We start from the raw sequence: 15,294 nt of genomic DNA, 5'->3' as shown, positions 1-15,294 counted from the left end.
ACACGCAGAAGGGCTCCCCCGCTCCTGGGCGGGGGAGCCCTTCTGCGTGTGCTCAGCGCTGCGCGTCGCCCCGCAGGTGAACCTGCAGGACGACCTGCGTCCCGCCGCCCTCGCGCGGGAGCCAGTCGATCGTGCCGCGCAGCTCGTTGACGACGAGCGTCTTGACGATCTGCGACCCGAGCCCGCTGCGGGACGCCCGACCGAGCTCGTCGATCCCGTCCCGCATCCCGACGCCGTCGTCCGCCACGACCACGCGCAGCGACGAGTCCTCGCGCTCGACGTCGATCGAGACCGTGCCGGACTCCTGGCCCGGGAAGCCGTGCTCGACGGCGTTGGTCACCAGCTCCGTGAGCACCAGGGCGAGCGGGGTGGCGTCCTGGGCCGGCACGAGCCCGAACGAGCCGCTCTGACGGGTGCTGATCTGGGCGCGTGTCGAGGCGACGTCGGCCGCGAGACGCAGCGCGCGCTTGAGCATGTCGTCGAGCTCGACGCTCTCGTCGAGCGTCTGGGACAGGGACTCGTGCACCAGCGAGATGGTGGCGACGCGCCGCATCGCCTCCTCGAGCGCCGCCCGCGCCTCCGGGACCTCCATGCGCCGGGCCTGCAGCCGCAGCAGCGCCGCCACCGTGGCCAGGTTGTTCTTGACGCGGTGGTGGATCTCACGGATCGTCGCGTCCTTGGTCATCAGCTCGCGCTCGCGCCGGCGCAGCTCGGAGACGTCGCGGCACAGCAGGACCGCGCCGATGCGCTGGCCGCGGTCGGTGAGCGGCAGGGCACGCAGCGACAGCGCGGCCCGGCCCGCCTCGATGTCCGTGCGCCACGGCGCCCGGCCCATGACCACCAGTGGCAGCGACTCGTCGACGGTGCTCTGCTGCTCGGCGATCCCGGCGGTCACCTCGACCAGGGACTGGCCGACCAGCGGACCGATGACGCCCAGCCGGTGGAAGCACGACAGCGCGTTGGGGCTGGCGTAGAGGACCTCACCCTCGGAGTTGAGCCTGATGAGTCCGTCGCCGACGCGCGGGGCGCCGCGCCGTGGCCCGGTCGCCGCGTTCGGCGAGGGGTACTCGCCGCGGCCGATCATGGCCAGCAGGTCGTCCGCGGACTCGATGTAGTTGAGCTCCAGACGGCTGGGTGTGCGCCCCGAACCGAGGTTGGTCTGCCGGGCGACCACGGCGATCGCGCGCCCGTCGTGCACCACGGGCACGGCCTCCTCGCGCACCGCGTAGGCGCCGAACCAGCGTGGCTCGCGGGAGCGCTGCGCACGGCCCTCGCTCATCGCGGCGGCGAGCTGCGGGCGCTGGCCCTCGGGGGCGAACGAGCCGACGACGTCGTCGTAGTGCACGGTGGCCCCGGTGCTGGGGCGGCACTGCGCGACGGCGACGAACCGGCCGTCGGCCGTGGGCAGCCACAGGACGAGGTCGGCGAAGGCGAGGTCGGAGACGATCTGCCAGTCACCGACCAGCAGGTGGAGCCACTCGAGGTCCCCCTCGGCCAGCTCGGCGTGCTCGGCGATCAGATCACTCATGGCGGACACGCCCACCAGCGTACGGGGCACTCCCCCGTGGGGAGCACGCCGGTAGGGTGGGCAGCGTGCACCTGACCGTGGAGCAGATCTACCCGGCGGACGTCTCTGCCGTGGCCGCCATGCTCAGCGACGCGGAGTTCGTGCGGTGGCGTGGCCGACGGCGGGACGCCGGCGCGGCCTCCCACGTCGACGTGAGCGGGGACCCGGCCTCCGGGTTCACGGTGTCCCTGCGGCGCACCCTTCCGACGGACCTCATCCCGGCCCAGGTCCGGCAGCTCGTCGGCGACCACCTCGAGGTGCGCCAGGCGGAGGCGTGGGAGCCGGTGCGCGACGGGCGCCACGTGGGCACCGTCGCGGTCGAGATCGCGGGCGCCCCGGTCCGGATGACCGGCTCGCTCCGGCTCGAGCCGACGGCCGACGGCAGCACCCGCCAGGTCTACGACGGCGAGGTGCGGGCGAACCTCCCCCTCTTCGCCGCGACCGTCGAGGAGGCCGCGGCGGGTGCCGTCCGGCGCACCCTCGAGGCCGAGGAGCGCGCCGGCCGGGAGTGGCTCGAAGGCTCCTGAGCCTGGCCGCCAGCGCGCGAGCACGCCCCCTGCACTCCCCCTGCACGCCGCGGAGGGTGATCACGGTTTGATCACGGGAGCGCTCCCACCACGGCCCTGACCTGCGACGACGCTCGAACGCGACATCACCGTCCGGCATCGATGACTCCGGGGGACTTGACGTAGCACGCTGGCGAGGGAAGCATCATCCCCGGTCGTGGAAGCGCTACCACGTCATGATGCGTCGGCGCTTCCTGAAGCGTCCTACGCATGATTCGAACCAGACAAGGGAGTCACCGTGCTCAGCAGCACCCGCCCCCGCCGGAGCCGTCGCGTCGCAGCGGCCACTGCCGGCATCGCGTCCCTCGCACTCCTCCTCGGCGCCTGCTCGGGCGACACCGAGGAGCCGGGCACCACCGACGGCGACGACGGCGAGATGACCGACGAGGAGATCACCCTCACGGTCGCCACGTTCAACAACTTCGGCTACACCGACGAGCTCCTCGCCCAGTACTCCGAGGAGCACCCCAACGTCACCATCGAGCACGTCACGGCCGCCGAGTCGGGTGACGCCCGCACGAACCTGACCACCAAGCTCGCCGCCGGCGGCGAGGGCCTGGCCGACATCGAGGCCATCGAGGTCGACTGGCTGCCGGAGCTCATGCAGTACCCCGACCTCTTCGCCGACCTCCCCACGATCGACGGCCGGTGGGTGGACTGGAAGGTCCAGCAGGCCACCACGCCGGACGGCAAGCTCATCGGGTACGGCACCGACATCGGCCCCGAGGCCATCTGCTACCGCTCCGACCTCCTCGAGGCGGCGGGGCTGCCCTCCGAGCGTGAAGAGGTCGCCGAGTGGATCGGTGGCGACGACGCCACCTGGGACACCTACTTCGCCGCCGGCAAGGAGTACGTCGACGAGACGGGCAACGCCTGGTTCGACTCCGCCCAGGCGACGTTCCAGGGCATGGTCAACCAGCTCGACGCGGCCTACGAGGACCCGGCCACCGGTGAGCCCAAGGACCTGGCGAGCAACACCGAGGTCAAGGGCCTCTACGACCAGGTTCTCGCTGCCGCGGCCGAGGACGAGCTGTCCGCCGGTCTCGAGCAGTGGGGCGACGACTGGGCCGCCGGCTTCCAGAACGACGCCTTCGCCACGATGCTCTGCCCGGCCTGGATGACCGGTCCGATCGAGCAGAACGCGGGCAACGTCGAGGGCTGGGACATCGCCGACGTCTTCCCCGGTGGCGGTGGCAACTGGGGCGGCTCGTTCCTCACCGTGCCGGCTTCCGGCGCCAACACCGAGGCCGCCACGGAGCTCGCCGACTGGCTGACCTCGCCCGAGGTCCAGACCCAGGCCTTCGAGGAGGCGGGCACCTTCCCGTCGCAGATCGAGGCGCAGGAGTCCGAGGCCGTCCAGACGTTCACGAACGACTTCATGAGCGGCGCCCCGGCCGGCGAGATCTTCTCCACGCGTGCCCAGGCCATCGACGGTGCGCCGTTCAAGGGCGCGAACTACTTCGCGATCCACGCCGAGGTCCAGAACGCGATCAACCGCGTCGACCTCAACGGCGAGGACCCGGAGACCTCGTGGGAGACGGCGGTCACGGACGCCGCGAACGTCATCCAGTGACCTCACCCACCTGGATGTGAGGCGCACACCGCCCCGCTCCACCCTGTGAGACACCGTGTCGGGCCGGTCGCCATCCCCGGCGACCGGCCCGACACGTGCCCAGCCCCGCCCCACGGAGAGACGTACAGGAACTGCTCATGGCCATCTTGTCCCCCAGCAAGCCCGCGCACGCGCGCGGCGAACCGGAACGTCCGCCGCGACGGGTCGGCCTCTCCCAGCGGCTCGGCCGGCTGGACGTGAAGGTCTCGCCCTACCTGTACATCTCGCCGTTCTTCCTGCTGTTCGCCGTGGTGGGCCTGTTCCCGCTCGTCTACACGGCCATCGTGTCGCTCTACGACTGGAACCTGCTGGGCGGGCAGGGCGACTTCGTCGGCATGGACAACTACGTCGCCGTCCTGCAGCAGCCGCTGTTCTGGAAGTCGGTCGGCAACACCTTCTCCATCTTCCTGTTCTCCTCGGTGCCGCAGGTGATCATGGCGATCGCGATCGCCGCGATCCTCGACCAGAACCTGCGCGCGGCCACCTTCTGGCGCATGGGCGTGCTGGTGCCGTTCGTCGTGGCACCGGTCGCCATCTCCATGATCTTCGGGCGTCTCTACGCCGACCAGTACGGGTTCATCAACGAGCTGCTCGGTCTCGTCGGCGTCGACCCCGTCGCCTGGCACGGTGACCGTCTCGCCAGCCACTTCGCCATCTCCACGATGGTCAACTACCGCTGGACCGGCTACAACACGCTGATCTTCCTCGCGGCCATGCAGGCCGTGCCGCGCGAGCTCTACGAGGCCGCGGTCATCGACGGCGCCGGACGGATCCGTCAGTTCTTCTCCGTGACGGTCCCCCAGATCCGCGCCACCGTCATCTTCGTCGTCATCACCTCGACCGTCGGCGGCATGCAGATCTTCGACGAGGTCCGCATGTACGACTCCCAGGGGCTCGGCGGACCGAACCGGGACTGGATGACCACGGTGGTCTACCTCTACGACGTCGCGTGGGGCAACCAGAAGAGCTTCGGTCGTGCCGCAGCGGTCGCCTGGCTGCTGTTCATCATCATCGTCATCGTCGGCATGGCCAACTTCATCATGACGCAGCGGATCGCCACCGGCGGTGCCCGCGGCCCCAAGGTGAGCCGCCGTCACACCAAGGCGCTGCTCGCCGAGGCCAGGGCCGCCTCGAACCGCAGCGGTGCACCGACACCGTCGGCGCCGCCCGGCGCCAACGCCGGTCCCCCGCCCGGCTCGCCGCCACCACCGCCGTCGATCCCGCCCACGCAGCCGTCCAACGGTTCGTCGAACCAGACCCCCGGGGAGGACGTCCGATGAGCTCCGTCGCCGTCACCGCGCAGACCGCCGGCACCCGTGCCGCCCGCGCCGCCGCCAAGCGCCGCGCCCGTGGCAAGGCGCCCCTCGGCGGGTCCGCCCGCCGAGCCGGCCGGGTCACCTACGTCCTGCTGGGCGCCGTCCTGCTGATCTCGATCTTCCCGCTGTACTACACGCTCCTGCTGGGCTCGTCCGACCCGACGTCCATCGCGCAGAACGCGGTCCCGCAGTGGCTCCCGGACGCCAGCCTGTTCACGCAGTTCCAGACGGTCATCACCGACTCCAACATCAACTTCTGGAAGGCCCTCTGGAACTCGACCCTCATCGGCGTGATCTCGTCGGCGTCGGTCGTGCTGTTCTCGACGCTGGCGGGGTACTCGTTCGCCAAGCTGAACTTCCGCGGCCGCGGCCCCCTGCTGGTCTTCGTCATCGCCACCATGGCCGTGCCGGTGCAGCTCGGCATCATCCCGCTGTACATCCTCATGAGCGAGATCGGCTGGTACGGCAAGGTGCAGGCCGTCATCCTGCCCGGCCTGGTCACCGCGTTCGGCGTGTTCTGGATGACCCAGTACCTCTCCGAGGCCCTGCCGTACGAGCTCATCGAGGCGGCCCGCGTGGACGGCGCGTCGATGATCCGCACCTTCTGGTCGGTCGCGATGCCCGCCGCGCTCCCGGCCGCCGCGATGCTCGGCCTGTTCCAGTTCGTGCAGCAGTGGACCAACTACTTCTGGCCGTCCATCATCCTCACCAACGAGAACCCGACGCTGCCGCTGGTCGTGCGCTCCCTGCAGGCCAACTACTTCGTCGACTACTCGCTGGTGATGGGTGGCATCTTCCTCGTCACGCTCCCCCTCCTGGTGCTGTTCTTCTTCGTCGGACGTCAGCTCGTGGCCGGGATCATGGCTGGCGCGGTGAAGGGCTGAGACGCAGACTTCGACCACAGGCTGTCCGGACGTCCCCGGGCGTCCGGACAGCCCGCTCCTCCGACAGGGAAGTACAGCTGAGATGACTCTGAGCATGCCGGGCACGGGCGCCCGGGCCGCCGCACCCGGGACGGCCGCGCCGTTCACGCCGTCGGCCCCGCTGGTGCGGGCGACGCCCAACAGCAGCGGGCGCGTCGAGTTCCCCGCCGGATTCCTCTGGGGCGCGGCCACCGCCGCCTACCAGGTCGAGGGCGCCGGTGCGGAGGACGGCCGCCTCGACTCCATCTGGGACGTCTTCTGCCGGATCCCGGGCGCCGTGCACCACGGCGACGACGGCATGGTCGCCTGCGACCACTACCACCGCTACCGCGAGGACGTGGAGCTCATGAAGAGCCTCCACCTCGACACCTACCGCTTCTCGACGTCCTGGGCGCGCGTGGTGCCGGACGGCCGGACGGTCAACCCTCGCGGTCTCGACTTCTACTCCCGGCTGGTCGACGAGCTCCTCGAGGCCGACATCATGCCGTGGCTCACGCTGTACCACTGGGACCTGCCGCAGGCGCTGGAGGAGCAGGGGGGCTGGCCCGCGCGGGACACCGCCTACCGGTTCGCCGACTACGCCGCCGTCATGGGCGACGCCCTCGGCGACCGCGTCCCCGTGTGGACCACGCTCAACGAGCCCTGGTGCTCGGCGTTCCTCGGGTACACGGCGGGCGTCCACGCGCCGGGCAAGAAGTCGCCCGAGCTCGGGCTCGCTGCCGCGCACCACCTCATGCTCGGCCACGGGCTCGCGGTCGAGACGCTGCGCGAGCGCGCCCCGCAGGCCTCGCTCGGCATCACGCTCAACTTCACGGTCTCCGACCCGGTCGACCCGGACAACCCGGCGGACGTCGACGCCGCGCGGCGCGACGACGGCATGTTCAACCGCATCTTCCTCGACCCGGTCCTGCGCGGCGCCTACCCCCAGGACATCCTGGTCGACGTCGCGCACCTGGGCCTCGCCGAGCTCATCGAGCCGGGCGACCTGGAGATCATCTCCACGCCGATCGACGTGCTGGGCGTCAACTACTACAACGGTGGCGCGGTCGCGGCGACGCCCGACCCGGAGTCCGCCACGGCGTCCGGCGTGCCGGACGGCACCGCGGGTCCCGACGGAGCGCGCGAGCACGACGCCACGGGTCCCGTGTGGGAGACGCGCTCGCCGAACCCGGTCCCCGACGGCGTCCACCCGCGCAGCCGCGGCCTGCCGATCACGGACATGGGCTGGGAGGTGCAGCCCGAGGGCCTCACCCGCCTGCTCGTCCGGATCCAGGAGGACTACACCGGACCGCGCGGCACGGCGCTCTTCGTCACCGAGAACGGCGCGGCCTACCCGGACGTCGTCGAGCAGGACGGCACCGTGGACGACCAGGACCGGCTCGCCTTCCTCGACGCGCACCTGCGCGCGCTGAAGGACGCGATCGACGCGGGCGCCGACGTCCGCGGCTACTTCGCCTGGTCGCTGATGGACAACTTCGAGTGGGCCCTCGGCTACGCCAAGCGGTTCGGCCTCACGCGGGTGGACTACGAGACGCAGGAGCGCACCGTGAAGTCATCGGGTCGCTGGTACGCGGACGTCGCCCGGGACAACGCCGTCCCGGCCCGCGGTTGAGCGAAAGGTAGTCTCCGATCGTGGTCACGAAGCACATCGTTCCGACGCTCGACGACGTCGCGCGCGCCGCGGGGGTGTCCCGGTCGACGGCGTCGCGCGCCATCAACGGGGGCGACCGCGTCTCCCCCGAGGCCCAGCAGGCCGTCGACGCCGCCATCCTCCGGCTGGGCTACGCGCCCAACCGGGCGGCACGATCGCTCGTGACCCGCCGGACGGACTCCATCGCGCTCGTCGTGCCGGAGCCGGACGCCCGCATCCTCACCGACCCGTTCCTCGCCGGCGTGGTGCGAGGCGTCAGCGAGGGTCTGGGTGGCACCGACCTGCAGCTCGTCCTGCTGCTCGCCCGCCCGGGCGAGCGGCCGGGACACATCGCGCGATACCTCAACAGCGGTCACGTCGACGGCGTCATCATCGCGTCGCACCACAAGGACGACCGCCTCGAGCCGGAGCTCCGTTCGGGCACCCTTCCCGGGGTGTTCGTGGGCCGTCCGTTCGACAGCGCAGGCCTGCACTACGTCGACGTCGACAACGCGGCGGGGGCACGCGTCGCGACCCAGCGGCTGGTCGACCGCGGCTGCCGCAGCATCGCGGCGATCACCGGTCCGCAGGACATGACGGCGTCCCTCGACCGCCACGAGGGCTGGCGCCGGACACTGAGCCGGGCGGGCCTGCCGACCGACGCGGTCGCGAACGGCGACTTCACGGTCGAGGGTGGTGCCGCGGCGATGGAACGTGTGCTCGCCGACCATCCCGACATCGATGGCGTCTTCGCCGCCTCCGACCTGATGGCCTCGGGCGCCCTCCAGGTGCTGCGCGACCACGGCAAGAAGGTGCCGGACGACGTCGCCGTCGTCGGCTTCGACGCCCTGGGAGCCGAGCGCACGACTCCCCGGCTCACCACGGTGCTGCAGCCGGTCGTGGAGATGGTGGCGGCGGCGACGTCGACGCTCCTCGACATGCTGGCCGGCGAGGACGTGCACCCGGAGCCCCGGATCTTCGTCCCCCGCCTCGTCGAGGGTGACTCCGCCTGAGGCGGAGGTGAAGCAGCGGGTGGGGCCGAGGAACGAGGCACCCGCCCGATGCGGAGCCGCAGCCTCAGGCGGCAACAGCACCGCCTGAGGCGGAGGTGAAGCAGCGGGTGGGCCGAGGAACGAGGCACCCGCCCGCTGCGGAGGTGGACGGACGTCAGACGGTCGGCGTGCGCTCACCGATCCAGGCGTCGACGACCCGCCACTGCTCGAACAGCCAGGCCTCGCGCGCCACGTCGTCCCGCGGTACGCCGGACGCCGGGTGGAGCCACCCGCCGAGCACGATGGACTTGTCCATCGGGAGCTCCCGCCAGATGTCGCCCACGGTGACGAGGCGCTCGAGGCCGGTGTGCGCCACGACCAGCACCGCGGCGTCCGGCGCACCGTCCAGCGCGGCCTGGAAGCCGCCGGCGTGGGGCGCCATGACGTTGCCCATGGCCTCGGCCTGTCGTGCCAGCTCCTCGTGCCCGCGCTCCCGCAGGGCCGCGATGCGCCCGGTGCGACGTCGGGCGGTGATGTTGCCGCCCTCCGGGAACAGCACCAACGCCTCGTCGCTCGTGAGCCCCGCCGCGATGCGCTCCACGGTCTCGCGCGCGCCGGCCTGACCCTCCCGGCGGCGCGACGACGGCGTGACGAAGGCGGACGGGAGCCGGTGCAGCAGCACGTCGATCGCCGGGTCCCACTGCAGGGTGTCCTTGAGCACGACGGCCGGCGCCCGGCCGGTGAGCCCGAGCAGCCGGTCGATCAGGATGAACGAGTCCCCCGGGCCGGCGTGGCGGCTGACCACGACGAGGGGCGCGTCGGGGATCTCGACGCCGGGTGCGGCGTCGACCACGATGCGCAGGCGCAGCGTCCACCGCACCTGCCAGAAGAACAGCGCGAGCATGCCGCGGGCGAGGCGGACGTGCGCACGCCGGTACCAGGGGCGGCCCGCGAGAAGCCCGCAGCCGGACGCGATCCACAGGCCCAGCATCGCCAGCAGCGCGAGGGCGTCCCACACCACGTAGAACGCGATCATCCAGAGCAGCCGCAGGGTGCGCAGCCGTCCCGGCAGCACCCACGTCAGCGCGGCGCCCACGACGAGCGCGAGCATCAGCGTGGTCGGCACCATGACGAGGGCCAGCACGACCACGAGCGGGGCGACCACGAGCCGGCGCACCCAGCGGGGCGGGGGCGCCATCATGCGCTGTCGGCGAGATAGCGGGCTGCCGCCCGGTACGACTGGTCGATGCGGCGACGCGTCGCGTCGAGGCGCCGGAACGACGTGAGCTTCTCGTCGCCCGGCACGGGACCGCCGGAGGGCAGCACGTGGACGACGACGCCGTCGGGCACGTCGTCCAGCTCGCGGAAGAACCGGTGCCGGCGGGAGATCTCGAACGTCACGCGGGCGACGTCGGCGGGCGTGGTCGGCGCGGTGAGCGGCTCCTCGATGCGCCCGACCTGGAGCACGTAGACCGTGGACGCACCCCGCCGCACCGCCTCCCCGAGCGGGATCGAGTCGACCACCCGCCGTCGACGAAGTTCTCACCGTCGATCTCGGCGGGCGGGAGCGCGCCGGGCACGGAGGCGGACGCGACGATGGCGTCGACGAGCGGTCCGCTGTCGAACCAGCGCTGCGCCGCCCGCTCGATGCTCGCCGCCGCGACCGCGAGCGGCACCTGGAGGTCCTCGAACGTGCGGTGCTCGCCCACGGTCTCGGCGACGAGCGCGCGGAGCTTCGCCGGGTCGAACACGTGGGTCCGGGAACGGGCGAGGTGCGCGACCTGCCGGTACCAGGGCTCGGAGTAGACGCTCGCGGCGGTGGGCGACGCCCAGGCCTCGAGGAGCCTGTCGACGACGGCCAGCGACGGGTCGGCGGCGACGGCCGCCCCGTTGATGGCCCCGATCGACGTGCCGACGAGCAGGTCGGGACGCACCCCGGCCTCGAAGAGGGCCTGGAGCATGCCGACGTGCACGGCGCCGCGCACCCCTCCGCCCCCGAGCACGAAAGCCACCGTCACGCCGACATCGTCGCACGCAACCCCCTCCACCGCTGTGGGTGCACGACACGCCGTCGGCCCGCAGGGCCAGACGGCGTGTCGTGCACCCACAGCGTGGGGGGGTGGGGGTCAGTCGCGGAGGTGGCCGTACCGGTGCTTCGTGCGGCTGACGGCCTGCTCGCGCAGGAACGTCAGCAGCTCGCGGCGACCGGACGCCAGGACGGGGCCGTCCAGCACGGTCACCTCGCCGAGCCGACCCACCGCCGCCTCGCGCAGCCCGGGGGCCGACCCGATCACCCGGATCCGCCCCGTCACGCGCCCGTCCGCGACGGCCGCGGCGAACTGCGCGTGGGAGACCGGCTCCTCGTGCGGCACGCCCCAGCCGGCGTCGGCCTCGGGGACGACGACGGCGCGCACCCCGGCACGCCGAGCCCCGGCCAGGACACGCTGCACCTCGGCCGGCAGCGCGTCGTCCCCGACGCGCACCGTCACCTGGTCGACCGGCCGGTAGCGGAAGGTGTTCTCCTCCACGCTCAGCCCGGTCTTGTCGTGCGGGACGCCGAACTCCTGCTCCCACGCGGCGTCGTCCGAGGCCTCGGCCCAGGTGAGCCAGCCCTGCGGGTCGTTGCCGCGCGAGGGCGGACCACCGGCCGCGGCCGCCGTGTCGCGCCAGGCGCCGAGCTGGGCCACGTAGTTGGGGCCGCCCGCCTTGGCGCCCGGTCCCACCACGGAGGCCTTCCAGCCGCCGAACGACTGCCGCTGCACGATCGCCCCGGTGATGTGCCGGTTGACGTAGGCGTTGCCGACCTCGACGCGGTCGAGCCAGGTGGCGATCTCGTCGGAGTCGAGCGAGTGGATCCCGCCGGTCAGGCCGAACGACACCTGGTTCTGGATCTCGAGGGCCTCGTCCAGCGTGGCGGCCCGCATGATGCCGAGCACCGGTCCGAACACCTCGGTGAGGTGGAAGAACGAGCCGCGCGTCACGCCGTCGCGCAGGCCGGGCGTCCACAGCCGGTCGGGGTCCAGCCCGGCGGCTGCCGCCTGCTCGTCGAGCCGGCGCGGCGCCACGAGCCACGTCTCGCCCGGCTCCAGGGTGGTGAGCGCCCGCTCGAGCTTGCCGGCGGCCGGCTCGGTGAGCGGACCCATCACGGTCGACAGCGACGTGGGCAGCCCGACGGCGAGGGACCGCACCGCGTCGACGAGCTGGCGGCGGAACCGCTCTCCGGTCACCGTCGACGGGTCACCGACGGAGCCCACGAGGATGACCAGGGAGGCCGCGGAGCACTTCTGGCCGGCGTGCCCGAAGGCGCTGCGCACCACGTCGGCCACCGCCAGGTCGAGGTCCGCCGACGGCGTCACGACCAGAGCGTTCTTGCCGGACGTCTCGGCGAGCACCGGACGCTCGGGCCGCCACCGCGCGAACAGCTCGGCGGTCTCGATGGACCCGGTCAGCACCACCCGTGCCACGTCGGGGTGGTTGACGAGATGCTTGCCGGCGTCGCCGTCGGGGACCCGCAGGTACTGCACGGCGTCGCGGGCGACGTCGGGGGCGAGGCCGATCTCGGGCGCCACGGCCTCCAGCGCCTCGTGGACGCACTCGACCGCGAGCTCGTAGCAGCGCGGCGTCGGCGGTGCCGGCTTGGCGAGCACCGTCGAGCCGGCCGCGAGCGCCGCCAGCACCCCGCCGATCGGGATCGCGACGGGGAAGTTCCACGGCGGCGTGACGAGCGTGACGCCGTCGGGCGCGAAGTCCGCGCCCTCGACGGTGTCGAGCGCCTCGGCGGCCGCGGCGTAGTAGTTGGCGAAGTCGATGGCCTCGGTGACCTCGGGGTCCGTCTCCGGGACGGTCTTGCCCGCCTCGTGGACGGCTGCGGCCACCAGGTCGCCGCGGCGGGCCTCGAGGCGGGTCGCCGCCTCGCGCAGCACGCGCGCACGACCGGCGGCGGGCACCGCGGACCAGGCCTCGCGGACCTCGACGGCGCGCGCGACGGCGGCGTCGATCACCGTGGTGTCCGTGATCTCGGGGGCCTGGACGGGGACGAACCCGCTGTCCGGCCCGACGATCCGCTGCGCCCACTCCCGGTGCGCCGCCACGGCCGGGTCGGTGTCGATCGCGTTGTGGAACGGCCCGTGCGTGGCGGGCGCGGGCTCCGCGTCGAAGCGCGACCGGCGGCGCGGTGCGACGTCGTCGGCCGTGTAGTCGACGCCGTGCGTCACGGAGGCGCGGAACGCGACCTCCTGCCGGTCCATCGGTGTGCCGGCCACCCCGGGCACGGACGACGGCGGGGCGAACGAGGCGTGCAGGAAGTTCTGCTCGGCGGCGTTCTCCTCGAGGCGGCGCACGAGGTAGGAGATGGCCACGTCGAAGTCCTCGTCGCGGACCACGGGGGTGTAGAGGACCACCTCGCCGTGCTCGTCCGGCGAGCCCTTGCTGATCTCCGCCCGCACCAGCCGGGCCTCGATCGGCGCCATGCCCTGCAGCATCTCGACGTCGAGGCCCTCGCTGACGCCGCGGCCGCGGGCCAGCAGCACGGCGAGCGCCACGTGGAACAGGTTGTGGGACGCGGCGCCGAGGCGCACGGCCGCCGTGCGCTCGGGCGTGAGGTGGCGGTCGAGGATGCGCACGTAGTTGGCGTCCACGTCGGGCTTGGTCGGGTAGGGCGCGGCGGCCCAGTCGTGCAGCTCCGCCTCGACGTGCTCCATCGCGAGGTTGGCACCCTTGACGAGCCGGACCTTGATCCGCGCGCCGCCGGCCGCCACCCGGCCCTGCGCCCACGCGGTCAGCTCGTCGAGCGCACCCATCGCGTCGGGCAGGTAGGCCTGCAGGACGATCCCGGCCTCGAGGTCGCGGAACTCGTCGCGGTCGAGCACATCGCGGAAGACGGCGGTGGTGAGGGCGAGGTCCTTGTACTCCTCCATGTCGAGGTTGAGGAACACCCCGTGGTCACGGGCGGCGCGGTACAGGGGCAGCAGCTGGGCGACCACGCGCTCGCGCGAGCCGTCGAGGTCCCAGGTGACGAGCTGGGCCGCGACGGAGGAGACCTTGACCGAGACGTAGTCGACGTCGTCCCGCCGGACCAGGTCGATGGTGCGCTGCAGGCGGGCCTGCGCCTCGTCGGCGCCGAGCACGGCCTCGCCGAGCAGGTTCACGTTGAGTGTGTAGCCCTCGTCACGGGTGCGGGCGAGGTGCTTGCCGAGCCCGCGTCCGGCGTCGGCGACGAGGTGTCCGACGAGCTGGCGGAGCCGGACGCGGGCGGCGGGGACGACGACGGCGGGCAGCACCGGGGCGACGGCGGCCCCGACCCGGAACAGGGTCCGGTCGACCGGGGACAGGAAGCTTGCGCTGCCCGCGTCCCGGCCGAGGCGTGCCAGGGCCTTCGCGGCCACCCGGACGTCCTGGGGCCGCGCGACGTCGTCGACGAACCCGACGGCCAGGTCGAGTCCGGCCGGGTCGGCGACCAGGTCGCCCAGGCGCTCGGCGGTGGCGCGGGTGCGGCGGTCGGCGCGGGTGGCGCCGCCGCCGGTGCCCTCGGCGGCCGCGATCCACGAGTGGGCGAGGGCCACGGCGTCCTCGACCAGGGCGGCGGCCCCGAGGCGGTCGGGCCGCTCGGCGCCCGGGGTGGTGGCGCCGCGCTCGTTCAGGTGGGTGCTCATCCCCCCAGGATGCTCCTGACGGCCGCTGCTCGTCTTGTACGGATCCCGCCGTGCCACGGCGCTCCTGCGACAAACTTGCCGTGCGGGCCCCGGCCGGGTAGACCGTCACCGTGCCTCCCCCCGAACCGCCGTCCGACGGACCGACCGGCCCCGGGCCACCGTGGCCCGCCGGGGACGCCGTCCTGGCCGCGATGGCACGGACCATGGTCGCCCTGATGGACGAGCTGAGCGACGTGATGTTCTGCGCCAAGGACGTCTCCGGCCGGTACGTGCTCGTCAACCGGACGTTCGTGCACCGCACCAACGAGCGCTCCCGCCGCCAGGTGGTCGGCCGGCGGGCGCGGGACCTGTTCGTCCCCGAGCTGGCGGAGCGCTACGAGGCCCAGGACGCCGAGGTCCTGCGCGGCGGCCGGCCCCTGCGGGGCGAGCTGGAGCTGATCCGGCGACTCGGTGGCACCCCCGGCTGGTACCTGACCTCCAAGCTCCCGGTGCACGACGACGCGGGGCGGCTCGTCGGGATCGTGTCGGTCTCGCGGGACCTGCGCTCCCGCGACGCCGACGACGTCACGATGGACGCGATGGCGCGGCTGCGGGCCGCCGTGGAGCAGCACCTGGACCGCTCCCCCGAGGTCGCGCTGACCGTCCGTGACCTGGCGGCGCTGGCCGGTTGCTCCCCGGCGGTGCTGGACCGGCGGGTCCGGCAGGTGTTCGGGCTGTCGCCCCGCCAGCTCGTGCTGCGCACCCGCGTGGACCGCGCGGCGGACCTGCTGACCGGCGGCGGCACCCCCATCGCCGAGATCGCGGCCGCCACGGGCTTCTACGACCAGGCGGCGTTCACCCGGGCGTTCGCGCGGCTGACCGGGGAGACCCCGGCCTCGTTCCGTCGTCGGGCGCGCCGTGGGTGAGGACCGGCGGCCGGTCCGGGCGCCAGGCGCGGGGAGGCGGCGTCGTCGCGCCCCCGCCGGTGGGGATACGGTGTGCCTGCGCTCCCCACGACCGGGGTCGCACCGACCCGCCGGGCCGGGCCCGAGCGCCCG

12 protein-coding genes are annotated in these 15,294 nt (G+C 73.1%); 7 read left to right on the top strand and 5 right to left on the bottom strand.

What is annotated here, in order from left to right; all coding sequences use genetic code 11:
* Positions 1-52: 52 nt before the first annotated feature.
* Positions 53-1,528 (bottom strand): sensor histidine kinase, encoded by a 1,476-nt coding sequence (locus BCL65_RS10440; RefSeq protein WP_106267735.1) that lies wholly within the window; start codon positions 1,526-1,528, stop codon positions 53-55.
* Between the two features lie 65 nt (positions 1,529-1,593).
* Here BCL65_RS10440 and BCL65_RS10435 point away from each other — a divergent pair, with 65 nt between their 5' ends.
* From BCL65_RS10435 to BCL65_RS10410, 6 genes are all read left to right on the top strand, one after another.
* Entirely contained in the window at positions 1,594-2,094 is a 501-nt protein-coding gene (locus BCL65_RS10435) for a DUF2505 domain-containing protein (RefSeq protein WP_106267857.1), read from the top strand.
* A 277-nt stretch (positions 2,095-2,371) separates the two neighbouring features.
* Complete coding sequence (locus BCL65_RS10430) at positions 2,372-3,706, top strand: ABC transporter substrate-binding protein (protein WP_106267733.1); 1,335 nt, start codon at positions 2,372-2,374, stop codon at positions 3,704-3,706.
* Between the two features lie 137 nt (positions 3,707-3,843).
* Positions 3,844-5,025: a carbohydrate ABC transporter permease gene (locus tag BCL65_RS10425; protein WP_106267731.1), complete on the top strand. Its 1,182-nt coding sequence runs from the start codon at positions 3,844-3,846 to the stop codon at positions 5,023-5,025.
* On the top strand, positions 5,022-5,945 hold the full coding sequence (locus BCL65_RS10420) for a carbohydrate ABC transporter permease (RefSeq protein WP_106267729.1): 924 nt from the start codon (positions 5,022-5,024) through the stop codon (positions 5,943-5,945). The genes BCL65_RS10425 and BCL65_RS10420 overlap by 4 nt, the downstream gene beginning before the upstream one ends.
* 82 nt (positions 5,946-6,027) lie before the next feature.
* Positions 6,028-7,596 (top strand): glycoside hydrolase family 1 protein, encoded by a 1,569-nt coding sequence (locus BCL65_RS10415; protein ID WP_106267727.1) that lies wholly within the window; start codon positions 6,028-6,030, stop codon positions 7,594-7,596.
* A 17-nt stretch (positions 7,597-7,613) separates the two neighbouring features.
* A complete protein-coding gene (locus BCL65_RS10410; protein ID WP_374108549.1) occupies positions 7,614-8,627 on the top strand; it encodes a LacI family DNA-binding transcriptional regulator in 1,014 nt (337 codons plus the stop codon).
* A gap of 154 nt (positions 8,628-8,781) precedes the next feature.
* Here the strand turns inward: BCL65_RS10410 and BCL65_RS10405 are convergent, their stop codons facing one another.
* The 4 genes from BCL65_RS10405 to BCL65_RS10395 form a co-directional block, all read right to left on the bottom strand.
* Entirely contained in the window at positions 8,782-9,807 is a 1,026-nt protein-coding gene (locus BCL65_RS10405; protein ID WP_207767700.1) for a 1-acyl-sn-glycerol-3-phosphate acyltransferase, read from the bottom strand.
* Complete coding sequence (locus tag BCL65_RS18325; protein ID WP_243400988.1) at positions 9,804-10,007, bottom strand: hypothetical protein; 204 nt, start codon at positions 10,005-10,007, stop codon at positions 9,804-9,806. Before BCL65_RS18325 ends, BCL65_RS10405 begins: the two co-directional genes overlap by 4 nt.
* On the bottom strand, positions 10,004-10,624 hold the full coding sequence (locus BCL65_RS10400; protein WP_243400989.1) for a patatin-like phospholipase family protein: 621 nt from the start codon (positions 10,622-10,624) through the stop codon (positions 10,004-10,006). Before BCL65_RS10400 ends, BCL65_RS18325 begins: the two co-directional genes overlap by 4 nt.
* A 108-nt stretch (positions 10,625-10,732) precedes the next feature.
* Positions 10,733-14,257: a bifunctional proline dehydrogenase/L-glutamate gamma-semialdehyde dehydrogenase gene (locus tag BCL65_RS10395; RefSeq protein WP_106267721.1), complete on the bottom strand. Its 3,525-nt coding sequence runs from the start codon at positions 14,255-14,257 to the stop codon at positions 10,733-10,735.
* A 110-nt stretch (positions 14,258-14,367) separates the two neighbouring features.
* On the opposite strand from BCL65_RS10395, the gene BCL65_RS10390 reads away from it, so the two are divergent.
* A complete protein-coding gene (locus BCL65_RS10390; RefSeq protein WP_243400990.1) occupies positions 14,368-15,162 on the top strand; it encodes a helix-turn-helix domain-containing protein in 795 nt (264 codons plus the stop codon).
* Positions 15,163-15,294: the final 132 nt, after the last annotated feature.

This window comes from Isoptericola halotolerans (assembly GCF_003003075.1).
Taxonomy (GTDB): Bacteria; Actinomycetota; Actinomycetes; order Actinomycetales; family Cellulomonadaceae; genus Isoptericola; species Isoptericola halotolerans_A.
Note: the sequence above shows the minus strand (reverse complement) of the source record. Positions and strands in the feature narration are given on the sequence as shown.